General features: G+C 66.6%; 25 protein-coding genes. 16 read left to right on the top strand and 9 right to left on the bottom strand.

The features are described 5' to 3' along the window. Positions 1-71 precede the first annotated feature (71 nt). The 5 genes from parC to LNV28_RS20605 are packed head-to-tail and all read right to left on the bottom strand — an operon-like array spanning position 72 to position 6,726. Entirely contained in the window at positions 72-2,429 is a 2,358-nt protein-coding gene (parC, locus tag LNV28_RS20625; RefSeq protein ID WP_263520463.1) for a DNA topoisomerase IV subunit A, read from the bottom strand. 11 nt (positions 2,430-2,440) lie between these two features. After that, a complete protein-coding gene (locus LNV28_RS20620; RefSeq protein WP_263520462.1) occupies positions 2,441-3,145 on the bottom strand; it encodes a lytic transglycosylase domain-containing protein in 705 nt (234 codons plus the stop codon). After that, on the bottom strand, positions 3,142-3,681 hold the full coding sequence (locus LNV28_RS20615; protein ID WP_263520461.1) for a GNAT family N-acetyltransferase: 540 nt from the start codon (positions 3,679-3,681) through the stop codon (positions 3,142-3,144). Before LNV28_RS20615 ends, LNV28_RS20620 begins: the two co-directional genes overlap by 4 nt. Beyond that, entirely contained in the window at positions 3,678-4,712 is a 1,035-nt protein-coding gene (locus LNV28_RS20610) for a histone deacetylase family protein (RefSeq protein WP_263520460.1), read from the bottom strand. Before LNV28_RS20610 ends, LNV28_RS20615 begins: the two co-directional genes overlap by 4 nt. 10 nt (positions 4,713-4,722) lie before the next feature. Continuing rightward, complete coding sequence (locus tag LNV28_RS20605) at positions 4,723-6,726, bottom strand: DNA topoisomerase IV subunit B (RefSeq protein ID WP_263520459.1); 2,004 nt, start codon at positions 6,724-6,726, stop codon at positions 4,723-4,725. An 87-nt stretch (positions 6,727-6,813) separates the two neighbouring features. Between LNV28_RS20605 and LNV28_RS20600 the strand changes: the two genes are divergently transcribed. The 7 genes from LNV28_RS20600 (at position 6,814) to LNV28_RS20570 (ending at position 13,263) form a co-directional block, all read left to right on the top strand. Then, the gene (locus LNV28_RS20600) at positions 6,814-8,142 is read left to right on the top strand and encodes an amidohydrolase family protein (protein ID WP_263520458.1); all 1,329 of its coding nucleotides are present in this window, start codon (positions 6,814-6,816) and stop codon (positions 8,140-8,142) included. Between the two features lie 22 nt (positions 8,143-8,164). Further along, positions 8,165-9,400: an MFS transporter gene (locus LNV28_RS20595; RefSeq protein WP_263520457.1), complete on the top strand. Its 1,236-nt coding sequence runs from the start codon at positions 8,165-8,167 to the stop codon at positions 9,398-9,400. Next, entirely contained in the window at positions 9,397-9,540 is a 144-nt protein-coding gene (locus LNV28_RS20590; RefSeq protein WP_263520456.1) for a hypothetical protein, read from the top strand. Before LNV28_RS20595 ends, LNV28_RS20590 begins: the two co-directional genes overlap by 4 nt. Before the next feature lie 2 nt (positions 9,541-9,542). Beyond that, the gene (locus LNV28_RS20585; protein WP_263520455.1) at positions 9,543-10,103 is read left to right on the top strand and encodes a class I SAM-dependent methyltransferase; all 561 of its coding nucleotides are present in this window, start codon (positions 9,543-9,545) and stop codon (positions 10,101-10,103) included. A 67-nt stretch (positions 10,104-10,170) separates the two neighbouring features. Further along, entirely contained in the window at positions 10,171-11,052 is an 882-nt protein-coding gene (dapA, locus tag LNV28_RS20580; RefSeq protein ID WP_263520454.1) for a 4-hydroxy-tetrahydrodipicolinate synthase, read from the top strand. A gap of 127 nt (positions 11,053-11,179) precedes the next feature. After that, on the top strand, positions 11,180-12,376 hold the full coding sequence (gene bamC, locus LNV28_RS20575) for an NlpB/DapX family lipoprotein (protein WP_411970003.1): 1,197 nt from the start codon (positions 11,180-11,182) through the stop codon (positions 12,374-12,376). A gap of 89 nt (positions 12,377-12,465) precedes the next feature. After that, positions 12,466-13,263 (top strand): MBL fold metallo-hydrolase, encoded by a 798-nt coding sequence (locus LNV28_RS20570; RefSeq protein ID WP_263520453.1) that lies wholly within the window; start codon positions 12,466-12,468, stop codon positions 13,261-13,263. Between the two features lie 85 nt (positions 13,264-13,348). On the opposite strand, the gene LNV28_RS20565 is transcribed toward LNV28_RS20570, so the two are convergent. From LNV28_RS20565 to LNV28_RS20555, 3 genes are all read right to left on the bottom strand, one after another. Continuing rightward, on the bottom strand, positions 13,349-13,552 hold the full coding sequence (locus LNV28_RS20565; RefSeq protein WP_263520452.1) for a hypothetical protein: 204 nt from the start codon (positions 13,550-13,552) through the stop codon (positions 13,349-13,351). Positions 13,553-13,731: 179 nt separating this feature from the next. Next, complete coding sequence (locus LNV28_RS20560) at positions 13,732-14,265, bottom strand: hypothetical protein (protein WP_263520451.1); 534 nt, start codon at positions 14,263-14,265, stop codon at positions 13,732-13,734. Then, a complete protein-coding gene (locus LNV28_RS20555) occupies positions 14,266-15,405 on the bottom strand; it encodes a JmjC domain-containing protein (protein ID WP_263520450.1) in 1,140 nt (379 codons plus the stop codon). It lies immediately after the preceding gene. Positions 15,406-15,588: 183 nt separating this feature from the next. On the opposite strand from LNV28_RS20555, the gene LNV28_RS20550 reads away from it, so the two are divergent. Genes LNV28_RS20550 through LNV28_RS20525 form a run of 6 tightly spaced genes read left to right on the top strand, consistent with a single transcriptional unit; the run spans position 15,589 to position 23,549 of the window. Then, complete coding sequence (locus LNV28_RS20550; protein WP_263520449.1) at positions 15,589-16,872, top strand: efflux RND transporter periplasmic adaptor subunit; 1,284 nt, start codon at positions 15,589-15,591, stop codon at positions 16,870-16,872. 59 nt (positions 16,873-16,931) lie between these two features. After that, a complete protein-coding gene (locus LNV28_RS20545) occupies positions 16,932-17,717 on the top strand; it encodes an ABC transporter ATP-binding protein (RefSeq protein ID WP_318013885.1) in 786 nt (261 codons plus the stop codon). Continuing rightward, on the top strand, positions 17,717-20,179 hold the full coding sequence (locus LNV28_RS20540) for an FtsX-like permease family protein (protein ID WP_263520448.1): 2,463 nt from the start codon (positions 17,717-17,719) through the stop codon (positions 20,177-20,179). Before LNV28_RS20545 ends, LNV28_RS20540 begins: the two co-directional genes overlap by 1 nt. Positions 20,180-20,233: 54 nt before the next feature. Then, on the top strand, positions 20,234-21,619 hold the full coding sequence (locus LNV28_RS20535; protein WP_263520447.1) for a sigma-54-dependent transcriptional regulator: 1,386 nt from the start codon (positions 20,234-20,236) through the stop codon (positions 21,617-21,619). Then, entirely contained in the window at positions 21,616-22,992 is a 1,377-nt protein-coding gene (locus LNV28_RS20530; RefSeq protein ID WP_263520446.1) for a sensor histidine kinase, read from the top strand. Before LNV28_RS20535 ends, LNV28_RS20530 begins: the two co-directional genes overlap by 4 nt. A gap of 32 nt (positions 22,993-23,024) precedes the next feature. Continuing rightward, positions 23,025-23,549, top strand: a complete 525-nt coding sequence (locus LNV28_RS20525) for an FKBP-type peptidyl-prolyl cis-trans isomerase (protein ID WP_263520445.1) — start codon at positions 23,025-23,027, stop codon at positions 23,547-23,549. A 15-nt stretch (positions 23,550-23,564) separates the two neighbouring features. On the opposite strand, the gene LNV28_RS20520 is transcribed toward LNV28_RS20525, so the two are convergent. Continuing rightward, a complete protein-coding gene (locus LNV28_RS20520) occupies positions 23,565-23,786 on the bottom strand; it encodes a SlyX family protein (protein ID WP_263520444.1) in 222 nt (73 codons plus the stop codon). Between the two features lie 54 nt (positions 23,787-23,840). Between LNV28_RS20520 and LNV28_RS20515 the strand changes: the two genes are divergently transcribed. The 3 genes from LNV28_RS20515 to LNV28_RS20505 all read left to right on the top strand — a co-directional run bounded on the left by LNV28_RS20515 (position 23,841) and on the right by LNV28_RS20505 (position 26,503). After that, complete coding sequence (locus LNV28_RS20515; protein ID WP_263520443.1) at positions 23,841-24,644, top strand: sulfurtransferase; 804 nt, start codon at positions 23,841-23,843, stop codon at positions 24,642-24,644. After that, positions 24,641-25,645, top strand: a complete 1,005-nt coding sequence (locus LNV28_RS20510; protein ID WP_263520442.1) for an alpha/beta fold hydrolase — start codon at positions 24,641-24,643, stop codon at positions 25,643-25,645. The genes LNV28_RS20515 and LNV28_RS20510 overlap by 4 nt, the downstream gene beginning before the upstream one ends. A gap of 63 nt (positions 25,646-25,708) precedes the next feature. Continuing rightward, positions 25,709-26,503, top strand: a complete 795-nt coding sequence (locus LNV28_RS20505; protein WP_263520441.1) for an ABC transporter substrate-binding protein — start codon at positions 25,709-25,711, stop codon at positions 26,501-26,503. Positions 26,504-26,517: the final 14 nt, after the last annotated feature.

Genomic DNA, 26,517 nt, shown 5'->3' with positions numbered 1-26,517 from the left:
GACGGCCGGACCAGGCTCGCCCCCAGGCCTACGGCTGCCAGGCCTCGCCTCAGAAAGTCGCGACGCATCGATCAGGGCGCCAGCACGCGCAAGACCTTCTGGAAGGCTTCGACCGGCTTGCCCTTGCGGGCGCGCTTGCCGGCATAACTGGCCAGGCCCACGCCCTTGAGGGTTTCCTCCTTGGGCTTGGCGCCGCGGCCGGTGCCGATCACCAGCAGGCTTTGCGTGAAGGCGGCCACGCTGAGCAGCGCGTCCTTGTCCTCCAGGTCGACCAGGGTCAGGCCACGGCCACCCTTGGGTTGGTGCTTGAGTTCGTCCAGACCATAGGTCAGCAGGCGGCCACTCAGGCTCAGGCAGGCCAGCTGCACGCCCAGCACCTCACCCGCGGGCACCACGGCCGGCGGCAGGGGCTGCTCCGTGCCTTCCAGGCTCAGGAAGGTCTTGCCCGCTTTTTGCCGGCCAACCAAGTCGCCCACCTGGGCGATCAAGCCGAAGCCGCCGGTGCCGGCCAGCACCAGGCGCTGCTGGGCATTGCCGGCGAAGTAATGCGCAATCTGGCTGCCACTTTCCAGCTCGATCAGGGTGGTGATGGGCTGGCCATCGCCGCGCCCGCCGGGCAGGGCCGACACCGGCACCGAGTAGACCCGGCCGTTGTTGCCGAAGACGATCAGCGGGTCGACGCTGCGGCAGGGGAAGGTGCCGTAGAGCTGGTCGCCCGACTTGAAGGCCAGAGCCGCAGGCTCGACCTCATGGCCCTTGAGTGCGCGCACCCAGCCCTTCAAGCTGACCACCACGGTGACGGGTTCATCCACCACCTTGACTTCGGCGGTGGCGCGCTTTTCTTCCTGAATCAGGGTGCGGCGATCGTCGCCGTACTGCTTGGCGTCGGCCTCGATTTCCTTGATGACGGTGCGCTTGAGCACGCTCGGATTGGCCAGGATGTCGGCCAGCTTGGCCTCGTCCTCGCGCAGGCTCTTGAGCTCCTGCTCGATCTTGATCGCCTCCAGGCGCGCCAGCTGGCGCAGGCGGATTTCCAGAATGTCCTCGGCCTGGCGGTCGGACAGGCGGAAACGCTCGATCAGAGCCGGCTTCGGCTCATCGGCGTTGCGGATGATGCGGATCACCTCGTCGATATTCAGCAGCACCAGCTGCCGGCCTTCCAGCACATGGATGCGGTCACGCACCTTGTCCAGGCGGTGCTGGGTGCGGCGCTGCACCGTGGTCTGGCGGAAGCCCAGCCATTCGCTCAGAATCTGGCGCAGCCCTTTTTGCGTCGGCCGGCCGTCGGCACCGACCATGGTCAGGTTCAGCGAGGCCGAAGTCTCCAGGCTGGTGTGGGCCAGCAAGGTGCTGATCAAGTCCTGCTGCTCAACGGTGCGACTCTTGGGCTCGAAGACCAGGCGCACGGCGGCGTCTTTGCTCGACTCATCGCGCACGCAGTCCAGCACGGCCAACACACTGGCTTTGAGCTGCACCTGCTCCTGGCTCAAGGCCTTCTTGCCGGCCTTGACCTTGGGGTTGGAAAGCTCCTCGATCTCTTCCAGCACCTTCTGCGAGCTGCAGCCATGCGGCAACTCGGTGACAACCAGTTGCCACTGACCCCGCGCCAGGTCTTCAATCTTCCAGCGCGCGCGCAGCTTCATGCTGCCGCGGCCGCTGAGGTAGGCCGCGCGGATGTCATCGGCCGGGCTGATCAGCTGGCCGCCGCCGGGGTAGTCCGGGCCGGGCAGCAGGGTGAAGAGCTCGTCGTCGCTGAGGTTCTCGTTCTTCAGCAAGGCCACGGAGGCGGCCGCCACCTCGCGCAGATTGTGGCTGGGCACCTCGGTGGCCATGCCCACGGCAATGCCGCTGGCGCCGTTGAGCAGCACGAAAGGCAGGCGCGCCGGCAGCTGGCGCGGCTCTTGGGTGGAACCGTCGTAATTGGGTGTGAAGTCCACCGTGCCTTCATCGATCTCGTCGAGCAGCAGGCGGGCGATCGGCGACAGCCGCGCCTCGGTGTAACGCATGGCGGCCGCACCGTCGCCGTCGCGGCTGCCGAAATTGCCCTGGCCATCGATCAGCGGGTAGCGCAGGGAAAAGTCTTGGGCCATGCGCACCAGGGCGTCGTAGACCGATTGATCACCGTGTGGGTGCAACTTGCCCATCACATCGCCGACCACGCGCGCGCCCTTGACCGGCTTGGCGCCGGTGTTGCCGCTGTAGGACAGGCCCATGCGCTCCATGGTGTAGAGGATGCGGCGCTGCACCGGCTTCTGGCCGTCGCAGACATCAGGCAGAGCCCGGCCCTTGACCACGCTCAGCGCATATTCGAGGTAAGCACGCTCGGCGTAATGGCCCAGGGTCAGGTTGTCACCGTCGCCCGCGCCGCCGCTGCCACCGCCACCGGAGTTCGGCGGCGGGTTGTCAAAAATGGAAGTCTGCTGGGTCATGCGATTCGTCGTCAGGGTTCGTTCTTGTGAATCTTGAGTTGCTGGGCTTGGGCGGGCAGGCTGTGTTGCAGCAAGGCCCAGTACAGCTCCAGCACCAGGTGAACATGGGCTTGGGTTTCGGCAAAGGGCGGCATGCCGCCACTGTGGCGGCGCACCGCACCCTCGCCGGCATTCCAGGCCGCCAGGGCCGCATCGATGCGGCCGAAGCGTTGAATCAGATCGGCCAGCATGCGGGCGCCGGTCAGCACATTGGTGCGCGGGTCCAGCATTTGCTTCTTGCTCGGCGCGCTCTTGGCCACCGGGCCGTAGCGCTGGGCGGCCTCGGGCATCAGCTGCATCAGACCGAGCGCACCGCGCTTGGATTCAGCATCATGCTTGTAGCCCGACTCGACCGCGATCACGGCCTTGAGCAGTTCCATATCGACACCATGCCGGGCCGCGGCCTCGCGCAAAAAAGGCTGGACCGCCTTGACCTCGGGCGCGAACTCCAGCCAGGTCAAGAGGCCCTGGCCGCCGTCGCTCTTGCCCGGCACCTGCGATTGGGCCGCGGCCGCACGCCGCGCCTGCGTACCGCCCAGCACCAGGCTGTAGCGGCTGTCGACCTGGTGCGGCGCCAGATGCGCCATGCCCTGGCCATCGACATAACCCCAGAGTTCGGCTCGCGCGCCGCCGGCCAGGCTGAGCAGCAGCCCAAACAAAAGGAAAAGGCGACTCAAGCCCCCTCCTCGCCCAGGGCCAGGCGGGCCTGGTATTCGCGATCCAGCAGGGACATCACGACCAGGCTGTCATAACCATCGGCGCCCTCGGTGGTGACGCGCACGCTTTCGCGCAGGCGGCCCTCTTCAACAAAGCCCTCGCTGGCGTAGAGCTTGAGTGCGCGCGTGTTGAGCGCTTTGACGTCCAGCCAGAAACGGTGCGCCTTGAGCTGGGTGAAGGCCAGAGCCTTGAGCAGGCGCACCGAGCGCCGACCCAGACCCGCGCCCTTGGGGCCCAGCACGATGCGCTTGAGCTCGACCGAGCCATGCGGGTTGCGGCAGCCCTGCAGGATGACAAAACCGGCGCGCGTGGCCTCGGGCCCGGCCTCGATGATGAAGTGGCGAGAGTCGGGGAAGCGCAGCGCACCCTCGTGCTGCACCCGTTCCCAGGGCGTGATGAAGGGGCGGTTGGCGCCGTCCTGCTCGATGGAGACGACATAGTCCAGGTCCGACAACATGGTCGGACGCAGGTGCACGCGCGGCGCGGCCTTGCTCATGGCCGGGGCTCGAAACCTTGCAACACCGCGACCACGTTGTGGCCAATGGCCTCGGTGGCATAACCGCCTTCCTGCAGGAACAGGGTGCGGGCGCCGAAGGCCGCCAAGCGCTGACCGAGGCGACTGAACTCGGGGCGATCCAGCTTGAAATGAGAGATCGGGTCGCCGCCGTAGGTGTCCACGCCCAGGGAGACGATCAGCAGCTCGGGCGCATAGGCTTGCAGTCGTTCCAGCGCGGCCTCCAGCGCGGTGAACCAGGCCTCGTTGCTGGCGCCAGCCGGCAGCGGGAAGTTGGCATTGAAGCCCTGGCCGGCGCCGGCGCCAGTCTCGTCGGCATGGCCGAGGAAGAAGGGAAACTCCGTCTGCGGGTCGCCATGCAGGCTGGCATAAAAAACGTCCGCACGGTCGTAAAAAATGGCCTGCGTGCCATTGCCGTGGTGGTAGTCCACATCGAGGATGGCCACGCGCTGCAGGCCGGCATCGAGCGCCGCCTGGGCCGCCACCGCCGCGTTGTTGACAAAGCAGTAGCCGCCAAAGAAATCCGCCCCGGCATGGTGGCCCGGCGGGCGGGTCAGCACATAGGCGCTGCGCTCGCCTGCCAGCACCTGGTCCAGGCCGGTCAGGCTGGCTTGCGCGCCCCAGTAGGCGGCCTCCCAGCTGCCGGACGTCAGCGGCGTGCCGCTGTCCATCGAGTACAGGCCCATGCGGGCGGCAAAGCTGGGCGGCACAACATCGCTACGAAGCGAGCGAACCGGCCAGACAGCGGGGAAAGCATCACCCTCGCCGCCCAAAGCCTGCCACTCGGCCCAAGCGCCTTGCACAAATCGCAGGTAGGCCGGCGCGTGAACGCGCTCCAAGGGCGCCAGGCCATGGTCTACCGGCTCCAGCAACGCACCCAGCTGGGCGGCCTGCACAGCCGCCAGCACATAGTCGGCCCGGGCCGGCACCTCGAAGGCCGGCACCAGGCGGCCGCGGAAGAACTCGTGTGTGGCCGCATGCGCCGCATGTCGGGCGTTGTAAACGGTTTTCATGGTGGCCGATTCAAACGTCCACTTCGACCGAGTCGCCGTGGATTTCCATCAGCTCGCGGCGCGAGGAGGCCTCGCCCTTGCCCATCAACTTGTTGATGGCGACCTCGGTTTCGCCCAGGTCGAGCGCGCCGTAGGTGACCGGGCTCAGGCGGCGCGTCTCGGGGTTGAGTGTGGTGTCCCAGAGCTGCTCGGCACTCATTTCGCCCAGGCCTTTGAAGCGGCTGATGCTCCAGCTGCCTTCGCGGGCGCCTTCCTTGCGCAGCTTGTCCAGGGTGGCGCTGAGTTCGCCTTCATCGAGCGCATAGATCTTGGCGGCCGGCTTCTTGCCGCGCGCCGGTGCGTCGACGCGGTAGAGCGGCGGCCGTGAGACGAAGATGTGGCCGGTTTCGATCAGCTTGGGGAAATGGCGGAAGAACAGGGTCAGCAAGAGCACTTGAATGTGCGAACCGTCCACGTCCGCATCGGACAAGATGCAGACCTTGCCGTAGCGCAGGCCGCTGAGGTCGGGCGAATCGTTCTTGCCATGCGGGTCCACCCCCAAGGCCACCGAGATGTCGTGGATCTCGTTGTTGGCGAACAGGCGGTCGCGCTCGACCTCCCAGGTGTTCAGCACCTTGCCGCGCAGGGGAAGCACGGCTTGGGTTTCCTTGTTGCGGCCCATCTTGGCGCTGCCGCCGGCCGAATCACCTTCGACCAGAAAGACCTCGTTGTGCAACAGATCGCGGCTTTCGCAATCGGTCAGCTTGCCCGGCAGCACAGCCACGCCCGAGCCCTTGCGCTTCTCGACTTTCTGCGAGGCGCGCTGGCGGGTCTGCGCCTGCTTGATGACCAACTCGGCCAGCTTTTTGCCGAACTCCACATGCTGGTTCAGCCACAGCTCCAAGCCCGGCTTCACATAGGTGGACACCAGGCGCAAGGCGTCGCGGCTGTTCAGGCGCTCCTTGGTCTGGCCCTGGAACTGCGGGTCCAGCACCTTGGCCGAGAGCACGAAGGACGCGCGCGAGAACACATCGTCCGGCATCAGCTTGACGCCCTTGGGCAGCAGGCTGTGCAGCTCAATGAAGCCCTTGATGGCGCCGAACAGGCCATCTTTCAGGCCCGACTCATGCGTACCGCCGGCCACAGTAGGGATCAGGTTGACATAGCTCTCGCGCATGGTCTGGCCTTCTTCGGTGAAGGCCACGCACCAGGCGGCGCCTTCGCCCTCGGCGAAGTTCTCGGTCTCGCTGCGGCCGGCGTACTGCTCGCCTTCGAACAGCGGGATCAGCGCGTCGGCCGTCAGGGTCTGCTGAAGATAGTCACGCAGGCCGCCTTTGTAGGACCAGGTCTGCACATCACCGGTTTTCTCGTTCGTCAGCGTGACGATGACGCCCGGCATCAGCACCGCCTTGCTGCGCAGCAGGTGGACCAGCTCGTTCTTGGGCAGCTCGGCGCTTTCGAAATACTTGGCATCGGGCCAGACGCGCACCGTCGTGCCCTGCTTGCGGTCGCCGCGCTCGGCCTTGCGGGCCGTGACCGGCTCGACCACATCGCCGTTCTCGAACGCGAGGCTGGCCACTTCGCCGCCACGCCAGACCGTCACCTCCAGGCGCTTGGCCAGGGCATTGGTGACACTGACGCCGACGCCGTGCAGGCCGCCCGAGAAGCTGTAGGCGCCGCCCGAGCCCTTGTCGAACTTGCCGCCGGCATGCAGGCGGGTGAAGACGATCTCGACCACGGGCACCCCTTCTTCGGGGTGCAGGCCGAAGGGAATGCCACGGCCGTCGTCGGCAATGGAGATGGAGCCGTCGCTGTGCTGGATCAGGTCGATGCGCTTGCCGAAACCGGCCAGAGCCTCGTCGGCCGCGTTGTCGATGACCTCCTGGATGGTGTGCAGGGGGTTGTCGGTCCGGGTGTACATCCCCGGGCGCTGCTTGACAGGCTCCAGGCCCTTGAGCACGCGGATCGAGCCCTCGCCGTAGCTGCCGGGCGTGGCGGAAGAAGTGTTGGGAGAGGAGGAAGCTTTGGTGGCCATGGGGGCGGATTCTAGGGTTTGCCTCGGGGGCGGCCGGCAAATCGGAGCTGGGGTGTGCACTCTCAAACTCGCTACCATGCCCGGCCTATGCCAGCATTTGCCACTTTCCTGTTCCGCCCGGCCGGCGCTTGCGCCACCGCTCTGGCCCTGTTTCTTTTCACAGCACCCGGCCGGGCACAGAGCCAGCCTCTGCCTGCGGAAGACGATCTACGCCCCGGCGCCTCGGTGACCATGGAGCTGAAAAACGCCCAATGGTTCGACGGTCAGGGCTTCCGCTCCGGCACGCTGTACGTCAAGGACGGCAAGTTCAGCGGCCAGAAGATCAAAAAAGCCCAGCGGCACATGAATCTGAAGGGCCAGTTCCTGATTCCACCTTTGGCCGACGCGCACAACCACAATCTGCAAAACGCCTGGGCCTGGGGCCGCTACGGCCAAGGCTATCTGCGCGACGGCGTGTTCTACGCCCTGATGCAATGCGCCGAACCCAAGGGCGCCGGCGCCGTACGCGCCCTGGCCGCCGCCGGCGCCCAGGCAGCCGGGCCGGAGCTGGTGTTCGTGACCGCCTGCATCACCTCTCCGGACGGCCAGCCCTTGGCCCAGTTGCTCAGCGAAGAGCCGAATTCCGCTGGCCCGAAGCCCAAGCCCGAGGACCACATCGACAAGACCGTGCTGGTGATGGACAGCCTAGAGCAGGTCGAGAAGAAGTGGCCACTGGTACAAGCACGCAAGAGCGAGGCGCTCAAGTTCATGCTCAGCCGCTCGGAAAGCCCCGAGCTGCACGCCGACCCCAAGCAGTTCGGCCGCCTGGGCCTCAAGCCCGAGCTGCCCGCGGCCATCGTCAAGAAAGCGCTGCAGGACCGTTTGCTGGTGATCGCCCAGGCCGACACGGCCGCCGACTTCAACATCGCCGTACTGTCCGGCGCCCACTGGGTGGCGCGTCTGCCGGGCCTGTTTTTTTTTGAGGGGACGGGCGCCGAGAGCTACCGCATCAGCCCCGAGATGGCCGCCGAGGCCGCGCGCCGCAAGGTGGCCGTCATCACCGCCACGGCCGCCAGCGAGCTGTTCCGCATGTCGCCCGAGCAGCTGACCAAGGTGCGCGCCCAACAGGCCGACAATTTGCGCACCCTGCAAGCGGCCGGCGTGCCCTTGCTGCTGGGCTCGGACCTGTTCAACGGCTCGGTGTTGGGTGAGCTGCGCAACCTCGACCGCCTGGGCGTGATCGGCCGCCCGCAGCTGCTCAAGATGGCCACCATCACCACGCCCCATGTGCTCTTTCCCAAGCGCCGCCTGGGCTGCTTCGAGCCCGGCTGCGAGGCCAGCTTCCTGCTGCTGCCAGCCAACCCGATCCACGATCTGGACGCGCTGAGCAAGATCCAGATGCGGGTGCGCCAGGGACGGGTGCTGGGCGCCGGCTGAGCGCTTTGGTTACAGTCGCTCGATGACCGCCAGCCCCACGCCCACCGCCGCCCCGCGCCTGTCCATGTTCCAGGTGCTGCTCTGCGGCGCCATGATCGTGACCATGTCCATGGGCATACGACATGGCTTCGGCCTGTGGCTGCAGCCCATCACCATGGACCGTGGCTGGACACGCGAGACCTTTGCCTTTGCGCTGGCGGTGCAAAACATCGCTTGGGGCGTCGCAGGGCCGTTTGCCGGCATGCTGGCCGACCGCTTCGGCCCCTTCCGGGTCTTGCTGGTCGGCGGCCTGCTCTATGCCCTGGGCCTGGTGCTGATGGCGCTCTCGACCTCGGGCTTGGCCTTCACGGGCAGCGCCGGCCTCCTGATCGGCATCGCCCAATCGGGCACCACCTATGCCGTGATTTACGGCGTGATCGGACGCAATGTGGCGGCCGACAAGCGCTCCTGGGCCATGGGGGTGGCAGCCGCAGCCGGTTCCTTTGGCCAGTTCCTCATGGTGCCGGTGGAGAACTGGCTGATCGCCACGACCGGCTGGCAGAACGCGCTATTCATCCTCGCTTGCGCTGCCCTGGTCATCCTGCCCTTGGCCCTGGGTCTGCGCGAGCCCAAAGTGGCCAAACCGGTGCACAGCCAATCGCAGAGCATCGTCCAGGCCTTGCGCGAAGCCTTCGGCTACCGCAGCTTCCAACTGCTGATGGCCGGCTACTTCGTCTGCGGCTTCCAAGTCGTGTTCATCGGCGTGCACATGCCCAGCTACCTCAAGGATCAGGGCCTGTCGCCCCAGGTGGCCACCTACGCCTTGGCCCTGATCGGCCTCTTCAATGTCTTCGGCACCTACGGCGCCGGCGTGCTGGGCCAGCGCTACCCCAAGCGCTACCTGCTCTCGGCCATCTACGGCCTGCGCTCCGTGGCCATCGTCGTTTTCTTGCTCACGCCGCTGACACCGATGTCGGTCTACATTTTTTCGGCGGTGATGGGCGTGCTCTGGCTGTCCACCGTGCCGCCCACCAATGCGGTGCTGGCGCAGATCTTCGGCGTGCAGCACATGTCCATGCTCAGCGGTTTCGTGTTCCTGAGTCACCAGGTGGGCAGCTTCCTGGGGGTCTGGCTGGGCGGCAAGCTCTACGACAGCACCGGCAGCTACGACGTGGTCTGGTGGCTGGCCGTGGCCCTGGGCGTGGCGGCAGCCCTGGTGAACCTGCCGGTGCGTGAAGGCCCGATCTTGCGCGGCGAGCCGCGCCCCCAAGCCGCATGATTTCGGCCCAGATTTCCGCCAAAATCAAGCCGGCGCTGCGCTGGGTTTTGATCCTGCTGGTGCTGGGCCTGGTGTTTCTGGCCTATCTGCAGCCGGCGCTGATGGTGCAGCTATCGGAACAAATCTGGGCTTGTTTCTGAGCATGAGCATTGAGATTTCCCCCTGGTTGCGCCGCTGGACCCAGGCCCAGACCGCCGGTGCCACGGCGCTGGATCTGGCCTGCGGATCGGGCCGCCATCTGCGCCACCTGGCCGCACAGGGCATGAAGGTCTGCGGGGTCGACCGGGATGCGGCGGCACTCGCCGCCTCTGAAAGCGCGGCGGCCGAACTAATCTGCGCCGACATCGAGAACGGTCCCTGGCCGCTGGAAGGCCGTCAGTTCGACCTGGTGCTGGTCAGCAACTACCTGTGGCGGCAGCTGTTCCCACAGATCCGTGCGGCCGTGGCGCCCGGCGGCTGGCTCATCTACGAAACCTTTGCGTTGGGGCAGCACCGCATCGGCCGCCCGGCGCGGCCGGATTTTCTGCTTCAGCCCGGTGAATTGCTGAGCCTGTGTCAGGGCCTGCGCATCGTCGCCTTTGAAGATGGCTTTGAAAAAGGCCGTGAGGGCGTCAACCCGCGCTATGTCCAGCGCGTTGCCGCTGTTTGCGAAGCGCCGAGCGCCACCTCGGGCACAGTTTTTCAGGCCTATGCACTCGATTGAGCCGCCCGGCCCTGAGCGCACACGCGCCGCTGAGTAGAATCCACCGCATCAAATAGGACATTCCTCCATGAACCCGATTGTTGGCAGCATCGTTGCGCTCGTGACGCCGATGCAAGAAGACGGCAGCGTTGACTACCCGGCCCTGCGCGGCCTGATCGACTGGCATATCGCCGAAGGCACCGACTGCATCTGCGTCGTTGGCACGACCGGCGAGTCCCCCACGGTCAGCATGGAAGAAAACCGCCAGATCATCCAGGCGGCCGTCGAGCATGCCCGCGGCCGTGTGCCCATCATGGCCGGCACCGGCGCCAACAGCACCTCGGAAGCCATCGAGCTGAGCCGCTTCGCCAAGGAAGTCGGCGCCGACTGCACCCTGTCGGTCGTGCCCTACTACAACAAGCCCTCGCAAGAAGGCATCTATCAGCACTACAAGGCCATCGCCGAGGCTGTCGACATCCCCATGATGTTGTACAATGTGCCCGGCCGCACCGTGGCCGATATGGCGCCAGAGACCACCCTGCGCTGCGCCACGCTGCCGGGTGTCTTCGGCGTCAAGGAAGCGACCGGCAATATCGAACGCGCCGCGCAGTTGATCAAGTCGGCCCCCAAGGGTTTTCACATCTACTCGGGCGACGACGGCACTGCCATCGCCCTGATGCTGCTGGGCGGCAGCGGCAATGTCAGCGTGACTGCCAATGTGGCGCCGCGTGCCATGCACGAGCTGTGCAAGGCGTCCCTGGCCGGCAATATCGCTGAGGCCCGCCGCATCCACTTCCAGCTGCTGGGCCTGCACAAGCACCTGTTCTGCGAACCCAGCCCTGCGCCTGCCAAGTGGGCGCTGTCGCAGCTGGGCCGCATCAAGAACCAGTTGCGCCTGCCCATCGTGCCCCTGACCGAAGCCGGCCAGGCCCAGGTTGGCGCCGCCATGCGCGAGGCCGGCCTGCTCTGAGCAGGCGCTGCGCGCAATTTCCATTGCTCACCATTTCCAGTCTGCTCTAATCCGCAGCAGCTTTGCGTGCCACCCGCCCCTCGGGGCCGGCTCACAAAGCCCAACCGTCGCTCCCTTGCCCCCGGAGATGTCTAGCGTGACTCGTTCCTCCTCTTTTGTTTCCTCCTCGGCCACCCCGGTGCGCCTGGCTTGCCTGCTGATGCTGGGTTCGCTGGCTGCCTGCAGCACGACGGACGGCATCTTTTCCTCGGACAAGGTCGATTACCGCGCCAACGCCCGCCAGACCGCCGGCCTGGACGTGCCACCGGATCTGACCCAACTGGCCCGCGACAGCCGCAGTGGAAATGCTGGCGGTTCGGTCAGCGCCAACGCGCTGCAACAAGCCAATACCGCACCCAAGGTCAGCGCCAGCGGCCTGAGCCCGGCCAACACCGTGGCCCTGAACGCCGTCGGGGACATGCGCCTGGAGCGCAATGCCAACACGCGCTGGTTGCGCAGCTCGCTCACGCCCGAGCAACTCTGGCCACAGCTGCGTGAGTTCTGGCAACAGCGCGGCTTCGAGCTGAGCAAGGACGCCGCCGAAGTCGGCGTCATGGAAACCAACTGGAACGAGAACCGCGCCAAGCTGCCGCAGGACCTCATCCGCTCCACCATTGGCAAGGTCTTCGACGGCCTCTACTCGACCGGTGAGCGCGATATGTTCCGCACCCGCATCGAGCGTGCCGCCGATGGCAAGGGCACCGAGATTTTCATCAGCCACCGCGGCATGATCGAGGTCTACACCGGCCCGCAAAAAGACAACACCGCCTGGCAGCCGCGCCCGAATGACCCGCAGCTGGAAGCCGAACTGCTGTCGCGCCTGATGCTCAAGCTGGGCGCCAAGGAAGAGCTGGCCAAGGCAGCCGTGGCCGATGTGCCGGCCGCCGCGCCGGGCAAGAGCGCCGCTCCGACCACCGTGATCACAGCCGGCCGTCCGCTGTCGGAAGTGCCGGACGCCATCAAGGTCAGCGAAGGCTTCGAGCGCGCCTGGCGCCGTGTTGGCCAATCGCTGGACCGCCACGGCTTCACGGTGGAAGACCGCGACCGCAAGCAGGGCCTGTTCTTCCTGCGTTACGCCGACCCCAACCAGGCCGGCAAGGAAGAACCCAACTTCTTCGAGCGCCTGTTCAGCGGCGACAAGGCCGCCACGTCCACGCGTTACCGCGTCTCGGTCAAGTCCGAGGGCGAGCAGTCGACCGTCACCGTGCTCGACGACAAGGGCCAGCAACAGACCAACGAGATTGCCAAGCGCATCCTCAATCTGCTGATGGACGATCTGCGCTGATCGTCAGAAGACAGCCGGACCAAGCAGCAACGCCGCCGCCCCAAGGGTGGGCGGCGTTTTTCATTGACCATCAGGATCGAACAAGCAGCATGGCCATGCGTTTTTGCAGCCTGGGCAGCGGCAGCGGCGGCAACGCCACGCTGATCGAGGCCAGTCAGGGCATCACCGACACGCAGATCCTGGTTGACTGCGGCTTCAGTCTGCGCGAACTGAAACGGCGCCTGATGCGCGCCGGCAGCACGCCGGAGGCGCTCAGCGCGGTCTTCATCACCCATGAACATGGCGACCATGCCGGCTGCGTGCTCAAGCTGGCGCAAGCGCACCGGATTCCGATCTGGACGAGCCGCGGCACTTGGGGCGCCATTGAGCGCCGCGCCGCTGACCTGGACGGCTTCGACCGCAAGCTGCTGCATTTCACCCGCAGCGGCGACACCCTGGAACTCGGTGACTTGCAGCTGCAGCCCTTCGCCGTGCCGCATGACGCCGAAGAACCGCTGCAGCTGCGCTGCAACGATGGGCGACAGCATCTGGGTGTGATCACCGACTTGGGCCATGTCTGCGCCAGCGTGGTTCAGGCACTGCAAGGCCTGGACGCCTTGCTGCTGGAATGCAATCACGACGAGGCGCTGCTGCGCGCCTCCAACTACCCGGCCAGCCTCAAGCGCCGCATCCTCGGCAGCCACGGCCATTTATCCAACGAGGCCAGCGCAAGCTTGCTGACTTCACTGCTTCATTCGGGCCTTGGCGCCGTGGCCGCCGCCCACCTGAGCGAACGCAACAACCGCCCGGATCTGGCCGCGGCGGCCGTGGCAGCGGTGCGCGGCTGCCGGCCCGAGGAAGTGGCCGTGGCCTCGCAAGCCGAAGGGCTCGACTGGATCACGCTCTGAAGCGCGGGGCCGGCAGAAAACAACAGACGTGAAAAAACCGCCGGGCCTTGCGACCGGGCGGTTTTATCAAGTGATCGGAGACCGATTACTTGCTGGCAGCAGCCGAAGCAGCGTCAGCAGCGGCAGGAGCCGATGCGTCAGCAGCAGGAGCCGAAGCGTCCATGGCGGGAGCAGCAGGAGCCGAAGCTTCCACAGCGGGAGCGGCCACGGGAGCGGCTTCTTCCTTCTTGCCGCAAGCGGTCAGAGCAACAGCAGCCAGCACAGCAGCCAACAGGATCGACTTGTTCATACTTGTCCTCAAAATTCGTTAAACGAAGATGCAATTACCGGTAATTTTTTGAAGCAACGCCACGACGCAAACACTTTTCAGCAGCGCGCCGTCGCAGAACTTCGGCATGACAAGGCGAGGAAAACCTCGAGCGCTTTCTTCACCTAGCCGCCAATTATAGCCATTGCTTTTGGCATCTTTTACAGGCCCAAGGTGGTCGCTGCAAAGCTTTCGTAAGAATGTTGTGCGATCGCGTCAAACCATTCCTTCCATCGCACAAGTTCGGCCGCATCGAAAGACACGCTGCCGCGCCAGTTGCGCGTACTCAACAAACGCACGGTGACACAGGCCAACTCAGAGCGGGCCCAGAACAAGGCCACCGGCCCGCCCGGCCCGACAGCGGCCATGGCCTCGGGCTCGAAGGCCCGCGCTTGCACGCAGTGCCCGTAGCGCCCCCGCCAGGCCACAAAACGCGGATGCGCACGGCGCATGCCGTCGAACTGCGGCGCAAGCAAGCGCAGGCAGCGAGCGGATGGCAGCGGCCGCGCCCAGCCGCTCAGCTGGTCCAGCAGCCCAGCCTCTGACCAGGGCCAAAGGCTGAAATCCGGATCGAACGCACCGAGCTCAACACTGTCCTGCGCGCATGCCTGGGCGACAGCCAGACGCAAGGCCTGCTGAAACTCGGCACGGCCGCTGAACTCACCGGCTTGCAGCGGAGCTGGGCCCGCTGCCAATCAAGCCTCCGCGCTGGCATCGGACACTCGCACCCAACCGTCTTCGGCCCAGAGGTTCAGCAAGTCGCGCGCATCCTCGGACAGCTGCAGCACCTGCTTGGCCGTCAGCTCGCGCTGGTCAGCCAAGACCCGCATCAGGCGCGCATCGCGGCCGCCGGCTCGGAAGGACTCGCCGTTGATGAAGACATGGGCCGCGTCGTACATCATGCGGCTGCGACGATCCAGGCAGGCACCCGCCCCAGCCGGCAAGGTTTGCCCCGGATCGAACCACACCCGCGGCTTGGGCTCGGTGAGCGCCTCGCCCAGCGCCCGTTCCAGGGCCAAAGGCTCGCGCAACGCACGCTCGACCGCGTCGCGGGAGAAGTCCAGCAACTGCTGCGGCACCAAGCCCGGCGCCTCGGTGGCCAGCTGCTTGGGGTCGGCATACATGCGGTTGGCATAACTCTTGGAATCATCGTCCATCAAGCGCTGGAGCAGCTCGCGCGCCAGCTCGGCACGCCAGGGCGTGCGAAAGCCCACCGAGCAGGTCATGCACTCGCCGATGGCAATGCCGTCGTGAGCCCAGCCGGGCGGCAGGTAGAGCATGTCGCCGGCTTCGAGCACGAACTCTTCTTCCGGCTCGAAATCAGCCAACAGCTTGACCGGCACGCCTTCACGCAGCTCACCCGTGGTCGCCACACCCTGGCGGCCGATGCGCCAGCGGCGCTGGCCATGAACCTGGATCAGGAAGACATCGTAGGAATCGAAGTGCGGGCCAACGCCGCCGCCGTCGCTGGCGTAGGAGATCATCAAGTCGTCCAGCCGCGCCTCGGGCACGAAACGGAACTGCGCCAGCAGCTCATGCGCAGCCTGCACGTGCAAATCCAAGCCTTGAACCAAGAGAGTCCATCCCGGCTTGCTGAAAGGCGGCAGCTTGGCCACCGGCCCCTGCTTGAGGGCCCACTTGTCGTTGAATTGCGAGACCAGGCGTGACTCCACATCCTCGTTGGCAGCCAGCACAGCCAACTCGCTACGGCTGACCGGCGGGCGGATGCCGGGCAAAGCCTGACGCACCAGCAGCGGCTTTTTCTGCCAATGGCGACGCATGAATTGTTCGGGGCTGAGGCCGCCCAGCAGCGGAAGTTTGGCTTGGATGTTCATGAGCGCATTGTCGCCTGTGCCTCGCCGGCCGCTGTCCCGAAAGCGGGACGGGATGCCGATCCGCCGTCCCAATATCGCAATGCCTCCCCTGGCATTGGGTGCCGATCCGTGTCGCCAAGCCCTTGAACACGGCCCTGGCGCGCCTGCCACGCAGCTGGCACGGCTCCTGCAGTAGCTTGAGGCATGGACCTTCACAGAACCCTCACCCCCGCCCAGCGCTGGCGGCGCCGCGCCAGCCGGCCGGCCTTTCTGATCCTGGCCTTGCTGCTGGTCTTGAGCTTGGCCGGCGGACTGCTGGCCCTGCGCCTGCGGGCCGCGCCGATCGAGCTGACCGCATCCGCTCGCGGCATCCAATTCGCCGCCGTCGAACGCGGGCCGCTGGCCCTTGATGTGCGGGGCAGCGGCGTGCTGGTGTCCAGCGATCCGCGCTGGATCACCGCGCAAAGCGAGGCCCGCGTGGAGCGCCTGCTGGCCCAGGCCGGCAGCAGCCTGCGCCAAGGCGAGCCCCTGATGGTGCTGAGCAACCCGCAGCTGCAGCAACGCGCCCAGGAAAGCCGCTGGCAGCTGGAACAAGCGCAGGCCGAGCTCAAGGCCTTGCAGGCCAGCCTGGACAGCCAGGCCATGAATGCCCAGGCGGCAGTGCAGCGCGCGGAATTCAGCGCCCGCAGCGCCGAGCTGCAATGGCAGGCCGACCAAGAGCTGCTCAAGGACGGCATGGTCTCCAAGCTGGCCTTCCAGCGCAGCCGCTTCAGCGTCGAGCAAGCCGGCCAGACCTTGCAACTGGAGCGCGAGCTGCTGCTGCAGCACCGCGCCGCCATGCAAGCGCAACTCGCTGCCAAACGAGCGGCGCTGGCACGCCTGCACAAAGCCTGGCAACGCGATCTGGAACTGGTCGAGGCCCTGCAGGTGCGTGCGCCCAGCGACGGCGTCGTGCAAGAGCTGACCCTGCAAGCCGGCCAGAGCGTGGCCGCCGGCGCGCTGCTGGCCAAGCTGGCCCGCGCCGACGCCTTGTACGCGGAAATCCAGGTGCAGGAGGCACAGGCGCGCGACATCGCCGTCGGCCAGAGCGCGCAGATCGACCTGCGCAGCGGCGAGCCCGCGGGCCTGCTGCGGGCCGAGGTCAGCCGGGTGGCACCCAAGCTCAGCAACAGCCTGCTCAAGGTGGATCTGCGCCTGCTCGACCCCCTGCCCCGCGGCGCCCGACCCGACCTCGGCATCGACGGCAGCATCGCCCTGAGTCGCCTGGCCGAGGCCGTGCAGGTCCAGCGCCCGGTCTTCAGCCAGGCCATGAGCCAGACCCAGGTCTACCGCCTGGTCGGCGACGACCTGGTCGAGCGGGTCAGCGTGCAGTACGGCCCCGCCTCGGTCGGCCGCATCGTTATCCAAAGCGGTTTGCAAGCCGGCGACCGCATCGTCATTTCTGACACCAGCAGCTGGCGCCTGGCCGAGCGCGTGCGCCTGCGCTGAACAGCACCAGTTTTTTGAGCCCTATATTCATCGCCACGAAGAAAAGAGAGATACGCACCATGAACCCGAACAGCAACCAGCACAGCCAGGCGGTCGAAGCCCCGCTGATTCGCCTGCAAGGCATCCAGAAAAGCTTCCTCAGCGACGAGCTGGAGACGCGCGCGCTCGACGAGGTCAGCCTGGAGGTGCGCAGCGGCGAGTTCCTGGCCGTCAGCGGCCCTTCAGGTTGTGGCAAGTCCAGCCTGCTGTCCATCCTCGGCCTGCTCGACAGCCCCAGCGCCGGGCGCTATGAACTGAACGGCCAGCGTGTCGACCAGTTGGACAAGCGCGCCCGTGCCCTGCTGCGCAACCGCCAGATCGGCTTTGTCTTCCAGGCCTTCAATTTGATCGGCGACCTGAACGTCGAAGACAACGTCGCCCTGCCGCTGAGCTACCGACCCGAGATGAGCCGCGCCGAGCGACGCGCCCGCGTGGCCGAGGCCCTGGCTCAAGTGGACATGGCTCACCGGGCTCGCCACCATCCAGCCCAGCTCTCGGGCGGCCAGCAGCAGCGCGTGGCCATCGCCCGCGCCCTGGTCGGCCAGCCCAGCCTGATCCTGGCGGACGAACCCACCGGTAACCTCGACTCACGCAATGCCGAGCTGGTGATGGAGCTGCTGCAAAGCGTTCATGCTCGAGGGGCCACACTCTGCATGGTCACCCACGACCCGCGCTACGCCGCACTGGCCCAGCGCACCGTGGCCCTGTTCGATGGCCGCATGGTGGCGGATCTGCCGACGGCTGCCTTGTACCCCGGCAGCGCCAAAGCGGCTGCAGGTGCGTCCGCAGCGGCGGAGGCCCTGTGATGCTGGACGATCTGCGCCACACCTGGCAGTCCTTGCTGCGCCATCCCGGCCATGCCCTGCTGAGCCTGCTGACTCTGAGCTGCGGCCTGGGCTTCGCCATCTACGCCGCTGGCGTGTACTTCAGCTTCACCGCCGGTGACCTGCCCTTCCCAGAGCCCGAACGCCTGGTCGCCATCGAAGCCAGTCGCGACGGAGAGCGCAGCCAGGCCAAGAGCGTGCACTACCTCGACTTGCTCGAGTACCAGCGCCAGACGCCCAGCCTGGAGGGGCTGCTGCCCCTGCAGACGGGCATTGCCACCCTGGGCGGCCACAAGCAGTACCCGGCCAATTTTCAGGTGGCCCATATACCGGCCGAGATCTGGCCCTGGCTGGGCGCGGCGGCTCGCCCGCAGCTGGGCCGAGCCCTGCAAGCCAGTGACAGCCAACCCGGCGCTGCACCGGTGGCGGTGATCGGCGCCGAGCTCTGGCGTCGCTTTCTCGGCGCCGACCCCTCCATCGTCGGCAGCCGGCTCAAGATCAACGGCGTGGACACCGAGATCGTCGGTGTCTTGCCCGGCGCCTTGCGCTTTCCCATGACACAGGAACTCTGGCTGCCCTTCCGGCCGCCGGCCGGTCCGCTCACACGCGGCCAGAGCTACTCCATGGGTACGCCGCAGCATGTGTTGGCCCTGGGTCGACTCAAGCCCGGCGCCAGCCGGGAACAAGCCACGAACGAGCTGAACTTGAGCGCCCAGCGCCTGGCCCAGGACTTTCCGGCGAGCAACCGCCGCGTCGGCGCCCTGGCCCTGCCCTATGCCGCCTGGGGCATGCCGGATGTCGAGATGATTTATCTAGGCCTGGCCGGCGCCGGAGCGTTGTTGCTGGCCCTGGTCTGCCTGAACACCGCCAATCTGCTGCTGGCGCGCGCCAACGAACGGCGGCAAGAGCTGGCCGTGCGTGCCGCCCTGGGAGCGCCGCGCGGCCGCCTGGTGATGCAAATGCTGATCGAGACCTGGCTGCTCTGCCTGGTCGCCGCCGCACTGGGAGTGTTCTTCAGCGCCTGGGCCCTGGAAGCCACCCAGCAGGCCGTGGCCGCCACGGCCGATGGACGCCTGCCCTTCTGGATTCATTTCGCCATGCGTCCGCAAGCGGCCCTTGTCGGCCTGGGCCTGAGCTTGCTGACGGCCCTGGCCACCGGCCTGCTGCCGGCCTGGCGCGCCTCGGCGGTGGACCTGAACGCTGTGCTGCGTGACGGCCGCGGAGGCCAGGGCCGGGCCAGCGGACGATTCGCCCGCGCCCTGGTCTGCTTGCAGATCGCACTCTCGAGCCTGCTGCTGCTGGCCTCGGGCCTGCAAACCTATGTGGTGCACCAGCGCCTGACGGCAGGCACCGGCGCTCGCATGGAGGGCGTGTTGACTGCCCGTCTGACGCCGCGCCAGGCCGAATACGCTGGCAACAGCGACGCAGCCCGCGCGGCACGTGAGGGCTTGTGGAACCGCCTGGAGGCCCGGCTGGCCGAGGCCGCCGCCAGCGCCGGAGCCCGTCTGGCCCTGTCCACCAGCCTGCCCGGCGGCGGCATGATCGACACCGATGAAATCCTGCCCGAAGGCATGACGGTGCAGGAGAACCACTACCCCCTGGGCGGCAACTACCGCATCAACGCTGGCTTCTTCCAGGCCATGGAAGTGAAGCTGCTGGCCGGTCGCGAGTTCGGCCCGCAGGACCGCGTCGACAGCCTCAAGGTGGCGGTGGTCAACCAGAACTTTGCCCAGCAGCACTGGCCCGGGCAAGACCCGCTGGGCAAGCGCTTTGCCATCGTCGAAGGCGATGCGCAAAAGCGCATCGGCGCCTGGATCACCGTGGTCGGCGTCACCCCGCATGTGCTGCAAGGCATCGGCCGGGAGAGAGGCCTGCGGGCCGCCAACTTCTACCTGCCGATCAGCCAGCACGCGCCGGGCGATATGGGCATCGCCCTGGTCGGCGTGCCCGACAACACCGCCAGCCGCGAGCTGCTGGCCCGCGCCGTGGCCCAGACCGACCCAGGCTTGGCGCTGGAGCAGGTGTTCAGTGCCGAAGAACGCCAACGCATCGCCCACGGCGGCGAAGACGTGATGGCCGCCATGAGCCTGATCCTCGGTCTGCTGACCCTGGGCCTGGCCAGCAGCGGCATCTACGGCGTGACCAGCCGCGCGGTGCAACTGCGCAGCCAGGAAATCGGCGTGCGCCGTGCCGTCGGCGCGAACGATGCGCAGCTGATGCGCATGCTGCTGGGTCAGGCCTTGCGTCTGCTGGCCCTGGCCCTGCCCCTGGGTTTGCTCGGCGGCGCCCTTGCCCTGGCTGGCGAGCTGGGCAGCAGCTTGCCGCTGGGACTGGGCGTCACGGCCGTGGCCTTGCTGATCACGGGCCTGGTGCTGTTCTCGACCTGGCTGCCGGCGCGACGGGCCTTGCGCCAATCGCCCACGGCGGCCCTGAACAGCCCTTGAAAGCCGACCCGAAAGCCTGGGCGAGAATGCCCTTGCCATGAGTCCAACGCATCGATGAGCGCCACACCTGCTTCCAGCCTGCCCATCCTGGTGGTCGACGACGACGCGGCCGTGCGCAGTGCCTTGCGCATGTTCATCAAGAGCGAGGGCTGGTCCTGCGAGCTGGCTGACTCGCCCGAGCAGGCCCTGGCGGTCCTGGCCAAGGCGGAATTCGGTCTGCTGTTGGCCGACCTCAACTACGCCCGCGACACCACCTCGGGCCAGGAGGGTCTGGACCTGATCGCCCGCGCCCGCGCGCTCGATGCCCATCTGCCCATCGTCGCCATGACGGCCTGGGGCAGCGTGCCCCTGGTCGTGCAAGCGCTGCAGGGCGGCGCCAACGACTTCATCGAAAAGCCCTGGGACAACACCCGCCTGGCCGGCATCATCCGCAGCCAGCTGGCCTTGGGAGAGAGCCAGCGTCGCGCCCAGCGCCTCGCGGCAGAGAACGCGCTCTTGCAAGCCGGCAGCGGTGAACGCCCCTGGATCGGCCGCTCGGCACCCATGCAGGCCTTGATGGCCCAGGTGGCGGCGGTGGCGCCGGCGGATGTGAACCTGCTCATCCGGGGTGAAAACGGCAGCGGCAAGAGCCAGTTGGCGCAGGCCATCCACCGCCAGTCCGCGCGCGCCGCTGGGCCTTTCATCAGCGTCAATATGGGCGCCATCCCCGAGACCTTGTTCGAGAGCGAGATGTTCGGCCACGAGAAAGGCGCCTTCACCGACGCCCGCCAGGCCCGCATCGGCCGCTTCGAGCTGGCCGACGGTGGCACGCTGTTTCTGGATGAGATAGGCAACATCCCCCTCGGCCAGCAGGCCAAGCTGCTGCAGGTGCTGGAAGGCGGGCAGTTCGAACGCCTGGGCTCGGCCCGCTCGCGCCGCGCCGATGTGCGCCTGATCGCGGCCAGCAATGCCGATCTGGACGCCATGGTCGAGCAGGGCCTGTTCCGGCGCGACCTGCTGTACCGAATCAACAGCGTGCAACTGACCCTGCCACCGCTGCGCGAGCGCGGCCAGGACATCCTGGACCTGGCTCGGCATTACCTGGCTGAGTTCGAGCGCCGCTACCAGCGGCCGCCCAAGCAATTGAACGAGGCGGCGCAGGCCGTGCTGCTGGCCCATGCCTGGCCCGGCAATGTGCGGGAACTGGCCCATTGCATGGAACGCGTCAGCCTGCTGGCACCGGCGGAGCAGATCACGCCGGCCGACCTCGGCTTGAGCCCAGCGGCTACGACGGTTCCGGCCAGCTCCTTGCTACCGGCCGAGTTGACGCTGGAGGAGGCCGAAAAGCTGTTGATCCGCACCGCCTTGCGCCGCTGCGGCGGCAATGCCTTGCAGGCGGCCCAGGCCCTGGGCCTGAGCCGCTCGGCCTTCTACCGCCGGCTGGAGAAGTACCAGCTGTGAGCACTGCGAGCGAAGGCGTCACTCCGGGGCTGGCACTGGCGGCCGGTCGCGGCTTTGCAGGCCAACTGCGCCGCGCAGCCCTGATCGGCGGCGCGCCGGCCTGGGCTCTGGTCTGTCTGCTGGTCTGGCAACAAACCTGGCTGATCTATCCCAAGCTGCTGTGCATCGCCCTATGCAGCCTGGCCTGGCTGGGCACGGCCGCCTGGCTGCATGCGCGGGCCGAACACCAGAGGCGCCTGCTCGGCCATGTCATCGAAGCCATGGCCAGCGGCGACTACAGCCAGCGCCTGCGCCTGCAAGGCGGCTCGGCCGAGCCCGACGAGCTGGCCACCCAGCTCAACACCCTGGTCGACAGCCTGCACCGCCAGCGCCTGCAATCCCTGGCCGCCGAGCGCCTGGCCGAGAACGTGGTGCAAACCTTGGATGTGGCGGTGTTCGCCTTTGACGCGCAGCAGCGGCTGCAGCTGGCCAACCCCAGCGCCCTGGGCCTGCTGCAACGGCGCCGCGAACAGGCCATCGGCCGCAGCGCCACCGAGCTGGGCCTGGACGAACTGCTGGGTGCCGACCCCGAGGCCTTGCGCGAACAGGTCTTTCCCGGCGCCGCCGGTCTCTGGCGGCTGCGCCAGCATCACTACGAGGTCGAGGGCCAAGCGCGCCGCCTGCTCTTCGTCAGCGACCTCAAGCAAGTCTTGCGCAGCGAGGAGCTGCAAGCCTGGCAGCGCCTGCTGCGCGTGCTCAGCCACGAAGTGAACAACTCGCTGGCGCCGATTGCCAGCCTCAGCGACACACTGCAGCGGCGCCTGGAGGCCCTGGGGCCCGAGACATCAGAACCCAGCGCCGATTGGCGCGCCGAGCAGGCCGAAGCCCTGAGCCTGATCCACGAACGGGCCCGCCACCTGGCCGATTTTGTGCGCCGCCATGCGCAGCTGGCGCGGCCTCTGGAGCCGCGCAAGCGTGTGTTTGACCTTCTGGCCCTGCTGCGCCGTCTGCCGGCTCTGCTGCCACAAGCGCAGCTGACGCTGGAATTCGACGGCAGCATGCCGGAGGCCCTCGAGTTCTACGGCGACCCGGGTTTGATGGAGCAGCTCTTCATCAATTTGCTGAAGAACGGCATCGAGGCCGGCGGCGCGCCGCTGCAGCTGCGCTTGCAGGCCGAACCGCTGCAGATCACCTTGCTGGACCGCGGCTGCGGCCTGGCCAACCCGGCCAATCTGTTTGTGCCCTACTACACCACCAAGCCCCAGGGCAGCGGCATCGGCCTGGTTCTGGCGCGCCAGATCGCCGAGTGCCACCAAGGCAGCTTGCAGTTGCAGGCGCGCTCGGACGGCCCGGGTTGCCAAGCCCAGCTGCGCTTTGCCCGGCCCCAGGGCTGAGCCAGGGCAAACCCTTGTGGAACAATACGGCCATGCAAATTTCCGCCCCCTGTGTGATCTCCCTGAGCTGGAGACTCGAAGATGCCCAAGGCCAGTTGATCGACGAGCTGGCCGAACCGCTGGAGTTTTTCTACGGTGGCAATGATCTGTTCGCCAAGGTTGAAGAAGCCCTGCTTGGCCAGGAAGCCGGCTTCGAAGCGGCCGTGGCCCTGGAGCCCGAGCATGCCTTCGGCGACTACGACTCCCGTCTGGTCTGTTTCGAGGCGCGCAGCCTCTTCCCCGATGGCGTCGAACCCGGAATGCAGATCGAAGGCCTGCCCGAAGGCGCCGTGACCGAAGACATGCCGGACGGTCTGATCTTCACCGTCACCGAAGCCTACCCCGAGCATGTGGTGCTGGACGGCAACCACCCGCTGGCCGGTGTGGGCCTGCGCATGTACATCAAGGTGCGCGATGTGCGCGAGGCCACGGCCGAGGAAATCGAGGTCGGCAGCCTGGGCGAAGCCGTGTTCAGCGTCGGCATGGCCGGCGCACCGGACGGTGAGCCGCTGCACTGAAGTCGCGAAGTCGCCTCAGTAGTGAGGCGGCAATTCGTCGCGCAGGCTGCGAAAGCCCGGCCCGCTCGCTTCGGCAGCCGGCCGCTCACGCAAGGCCAGCAGTTCCCGCGTCAAGGCGTGGAGCTGCTGCTGCTGGCGAACGATGATCTGATTCAGCTGTTCCACCAGGTCTTCGGTGAACGAAGCCTTGATTTCCAGATCGACCAGGCGGGTCTCGATATTCTGCAGGGTGTCCATCTGCACATTGGAACACCGGCCACGCCGACCTGACTGCCTACAATTCGCCCGACCATGCCGAACGCCAACGCCCTGCCCGTTCTCAATATTTCTTCCTACAAGTTCGTGCCGCTGCCGGACTGCGCAGCGCTGCGCGACCTACTGCACGAGCGCGCCCTGGCCCTGGAGCTCAAGGGCACGGTGCTGCTGGCGGAAGAAGGCATCAATCTGTTTCTGGCCGGCCCCGGCGAGGCGGTGATGGCCTGGGTGGACGCCTTGCGCCAGGATGCACGCTTTGCCGACCTGACGCCCAAGGAAAGCTGGAGCGAGGCCGTGCCCTTCAAGAAGCTGCTGGTCAAGGTGAAGCCGGAAATCATCCGCATGAACCACCCGACCATACGCCCCGACCAGCAGGCGCGCGCCCCGGCCCTGCCCGCCGCGACTCTGGCCCGCTGGCTGGACCAAGGCCATGACGACGAAGGCAGGCCGGTGGTGACCCTGGACACACGCAATGCTTTCGAGGTCGACTACGGCACCTTTGAAGGTGCCATCGATTGGCGCATCCACAAGTTCAGCGAGTTTCCCGAGGCCGTACAGGCCCATCGCGAAGAGTTGCTGGGCAAGACCGTGGTGAGCTTCTGCACCGGCGGCATCCGCTGTGAAAAGGCGGCCATCTATCTGCAGCAGCAGAATCTGGACGGCCCGGTCTATCAGCTCGAAGGCGGCATCCTCAAGTATTTCGAAGAGACCGGCGGCCCGCATTACCAGGGCAGTTGCTTTGTCTTCGACCAGCGCGAGGCCTTGGGCGCCGCGCTGGAGCCGGCCACCGAAATCCAGCGCCCGGCCAGCGAGGCCCACCGCGCCGCGGCGCCACGATGAGCCGCCGGCCTCTCAAGGAGGACGCCGACGGCGGGCGAACCATGGGGCACAAGCTGGCCGCTTGGTCGCTGCGTGTCTTCGGCGCGCTGCTGTTCATCGCGGCGCTGCTGTTCGGCGCCAGCAAGGCCCCGGACCGCAGCCTGGAAAGCCTGGTGCCGCAATGGGCACCGCCGCCCTCGGACTTCATCGAACTGCGCGGTCAGCCCATCCACATACGTGACCAGGGCCCGACCGGCGACTCCGTGCCTGTGCTCCTGCTGCACGGCACCAGCAGCAGCCTGCACACCTGGGAAGGCTGGGTGAAGACTTTGGCGGCCCAGCGCCGAGTCATCAGCGTCGATCTGCCCGGCTTCGGCCTCAGCGGCCCCAGTCCCACGGCCGACTACCGCGACGAGGCTTACCTCGATTTCATGGCCGCCCTGCTCGATCATCTGAAGCTGGAGCGTGTCATCCTCGGCGGCAACTCCCTGGGCGGGCAGATCGCCTGGCAATACGCCGTGCGAGCGCCCGAGCGGGTGCAGGCCCTGATCTTGGTCGATGCCGCCGGCTACCCCTTCGCACCTCAAGAGGTGCCGCTGGCCTGGCAGGCGAGCCGCCTGCCCTTGATCGGACCGCTGAGCGAGCATGTGCTGCCACGCAAGCTGGTCGAGTACAGCGTCCGCCAGGTCTATGGCAACCCGAATCTCGTCAACACTGCGCTGGTGGATCGTTACTTCGAGCTGACGCTGCGGGCCGGCAATCGCACAGCACTGCGCCAGCGTCTGGACCAATGGCGCGGCGGCGAGCAGGCCGCCAAGATCCAATCCCTGCGTCAACCCACCCTGATTCTCTGGGGCGAACGTGACCGCCTGCTGCCTCCGAGCGACGCGCAGGCCTTTGCGCGCGACATCGCCGGCAGCCGCCTGGTGATGCTGCCCGGTTTGGGCCATGTTCCGCAGGAAGAAGACCCCGCCGCCTCGCTAAAGCCGGTGCTCGAGTTCTTGCATACGCTCAAACCCTAGGTAGCAAGTGCTGCGAAGCAATGCAAGATCAACCCTTCCTTTTTTGACCCCTCTGGAGAGGCCATGCAAAAACGTCATCTGATTGTCCTGAGCACCTTTGTCGCCCTGGCTTGCGGTTCTTTCGCCGCCCAGGCTCAAGCCCCGGAATGGAAAAAGATCCGCATCGGTGTGGAAGGCGCCTACCCGCCCTTCTCCGAAGTTGGTTCCGATGGCAAGCTCAAGGGCTTCGAGATCGACCTGGCCATGGCCTATTGCGCCGAAATCAAGGCCGAGTGCACCTTGGTGCAGCAGGACTTTGACGGTCTGATCCCGGCCCTGCAAGCGCGCAAGGTCGACGCCATCATCGCCTCCGTCTCCATCACCGACGAGCGCAAGAAGGCCATCGCCTTCTCCAATGCCTACTACAACACCCCGGCCCGCTTTGCCGCCAAGGCCGATGCCAAGCTGGACGTCTCGCCGGCTGGCCTCAAGGGCAAGAAAATCGGCGTGCAGCGCGCCACCATCCATGAAAAATTCGTGGACGCCACCTTCAAGCAAAGCCAGATCGTGCGCTACGCCACCCAGGATCAGGCCTTCCTGGACCTGAAGTCGGGCCGCATCGACCTGACCCTGGCTGACCTGGTCGCCATCGACCAAGGCTTCCTGGCCAAGCCCGAAGGCAAGGGTTTCGCCTTCGTTGGCCCGAGCTATGACGATGTCAAGTACTTCGGTGTGGGCTCCGGCGTGGGTATGCGCAAGGCCGATGCCGCCTCACTGGGCAAGAAGTTCAATGACGCGATTGCTGCGGTCGCCGCCAACGGCACCTTCAAGAAGCTGAACGACAAGTACTTCGCGTACGACATCGCCCCCAAGAAGTAAGTCAGAAGTAAAAG

The organism is Paucibacter sp. DJ2R-2 (genome assembly GCF_025717675.1).
Lineage (GTDB): Bacteria > Pseudomonadota > Gammaproteobacteria > Burkholderiales > Burkholderiaceae_C > Paucibacter_A.
Note: the sequence above shows the minus strand (reverse complement) of the source record. Positions and strands in the feature narration are given on the sequence as shown.

Coding starts and splice junctions, on each gene's coding strand:
- parC (WP_263520463.1), bottom strand. CDS start 2,429: ATGACCCAGCAGACTTCCATTTTTGACAACCCGCCGCCGAACTCCGGT.
- LNV28_RS20615 (WP_263520461.1), bottom strand. CDS start 3,681: ATGAGCAAGGCCGCGCCGCGCGTGCACCTGCGTCCGACCATGTTGTCG.
- LNV28_RS20610 (WP_263520460.1), bottom strand. CDS start 4,712: ATGAAAACCGTTTACAACGCCCGACATGCGGCGCATGCGGCCACACAC.
- LNV28_RS20605 (WP_263520459.1), bottom strand. CDS start 6,726: ATGGCCACCAAAGCTTCCTCCTCTCCCAACACTTCTTCCGCCACGCCC.
- LNV28_RS20600 (WP_263520458.1), top strand. CDS start 6,814: ATGCCAGCATTTGCCACTTTCCTGTTCCGCCCGGCCGGCGCTTGCGCC.
- LNV28_RS20595 (WP_263520457.1), top strand. CDS start 8,165: ATGACCGCCAGCCCCACGCCCACCGCCGCCCCGCGCCTGTCCATGTTC.
- LNV28_RS20590 (WP_263520456.1), top strand. CDS start 9,397: ATGATTTCGGCCCAGATTTCCGCCAAAATCAAGCCGGCGCTGCGCTGG.
- LNV28_RS20585 (WP_263520455.1), top strand. CDS start 9,543: ATGAGCATTGAGATTTCCCCCTGGTTGCGCCGCTGGACCCAGGCCCAG.
- dapA (WP_263520454.1), top strand. CDS start 10,171: ATGAACCCGATTGTTGGCAGCATCGTTGCGCTCGTGACGCCGATGCAA.
- bamC (WP_411970003.1), top strand. CDS start 11,180: ATGTCTAGCGTGACTCGTTCCTCCTCTTTTGTTTCCTCCTCGGCCACC.
- LNV28_RS20570 (WP_263520453.1), top strand. CDS start 12,466: ATGGCCATGCGTTTTTGCAGCCTGGGCAGCGGCAGCGGCGGCAACGCC.
- LNV28_RS20565 (WP_263520452.1), bottom strand. CDS start 13,552: ATGAACAAGTCGATCCTGTTGGCTGCTGTGCTGGCTGCTGTTGCTCTG.
- LNV28_RS20555 (WP_263520450.1), bottom strand. CDS start 15,405: ATGAACATCCAAGCCAAACTTCCGCTGCTGGGCGGCCTCAGCCCCGAA.
- LNV28_RS20550 (WP_263520449.1), top strand. CDS start 15,589: ATGGACCTTCACAGAACCCTCACCCCCGCCCAGCGCTGGCGGCGCCGC.
- LNV28_RS20545 (WP_318013885.1), top strand. CDS start 16,932: ATGAACCCGAACAGCAACCAGCACAGCCAGGCGGTCGAAGCCCCGCTG.
- LNV28_RS20540 (WP_263520448.1), top strand. CDS start 17,717: ATGCTGGACGATCTGCGCCACACCTGGCAGTCCTTGCTGCGCCATCCC.
- LNV28_RS20535 (WP_263520447.1), top strand. CDS start 20,234: ATGAGCGCCACACCTGCTTCCAGCCTGCCCATCCTGGTGGTCGACGAC.
- LNV28_RS20525 (WP_263520445.1), top strand. CDS start 23,025: ATGCAAATTTCCGCCCCCTGTGTGATCTCCCTGAGCTGGAGACTCGAA.
- LNV28_RS20520 (WP_263520444.1), bottom strand. CDS start 23,786: ATGGACACCCTGCAGAATATCGAGACCCGCCTGGTCGATCTGGAAATC.
- LNV28_RS20515 (WP_263520443.1), top strand. CDS start 23,841: ATGCCGAACGCCAACGCCCTGCCCGTTCTCAATATTTCTTCCTACAAG.
- LNV28_RS20510 (WP_263520442.1), top strand. CDS start 24,641: ATGAGCCGCCGGCCTCTCAAGGAGGACGCCGACGGCGGGCGAACCATG.
- LNV28_RS20505 (WP_263520441.1), top strand. CDS start 25,709: ATGCAAAAACGTCATCTGATTGTCCTGAGCACCTTTGTCGCCCTGGCT.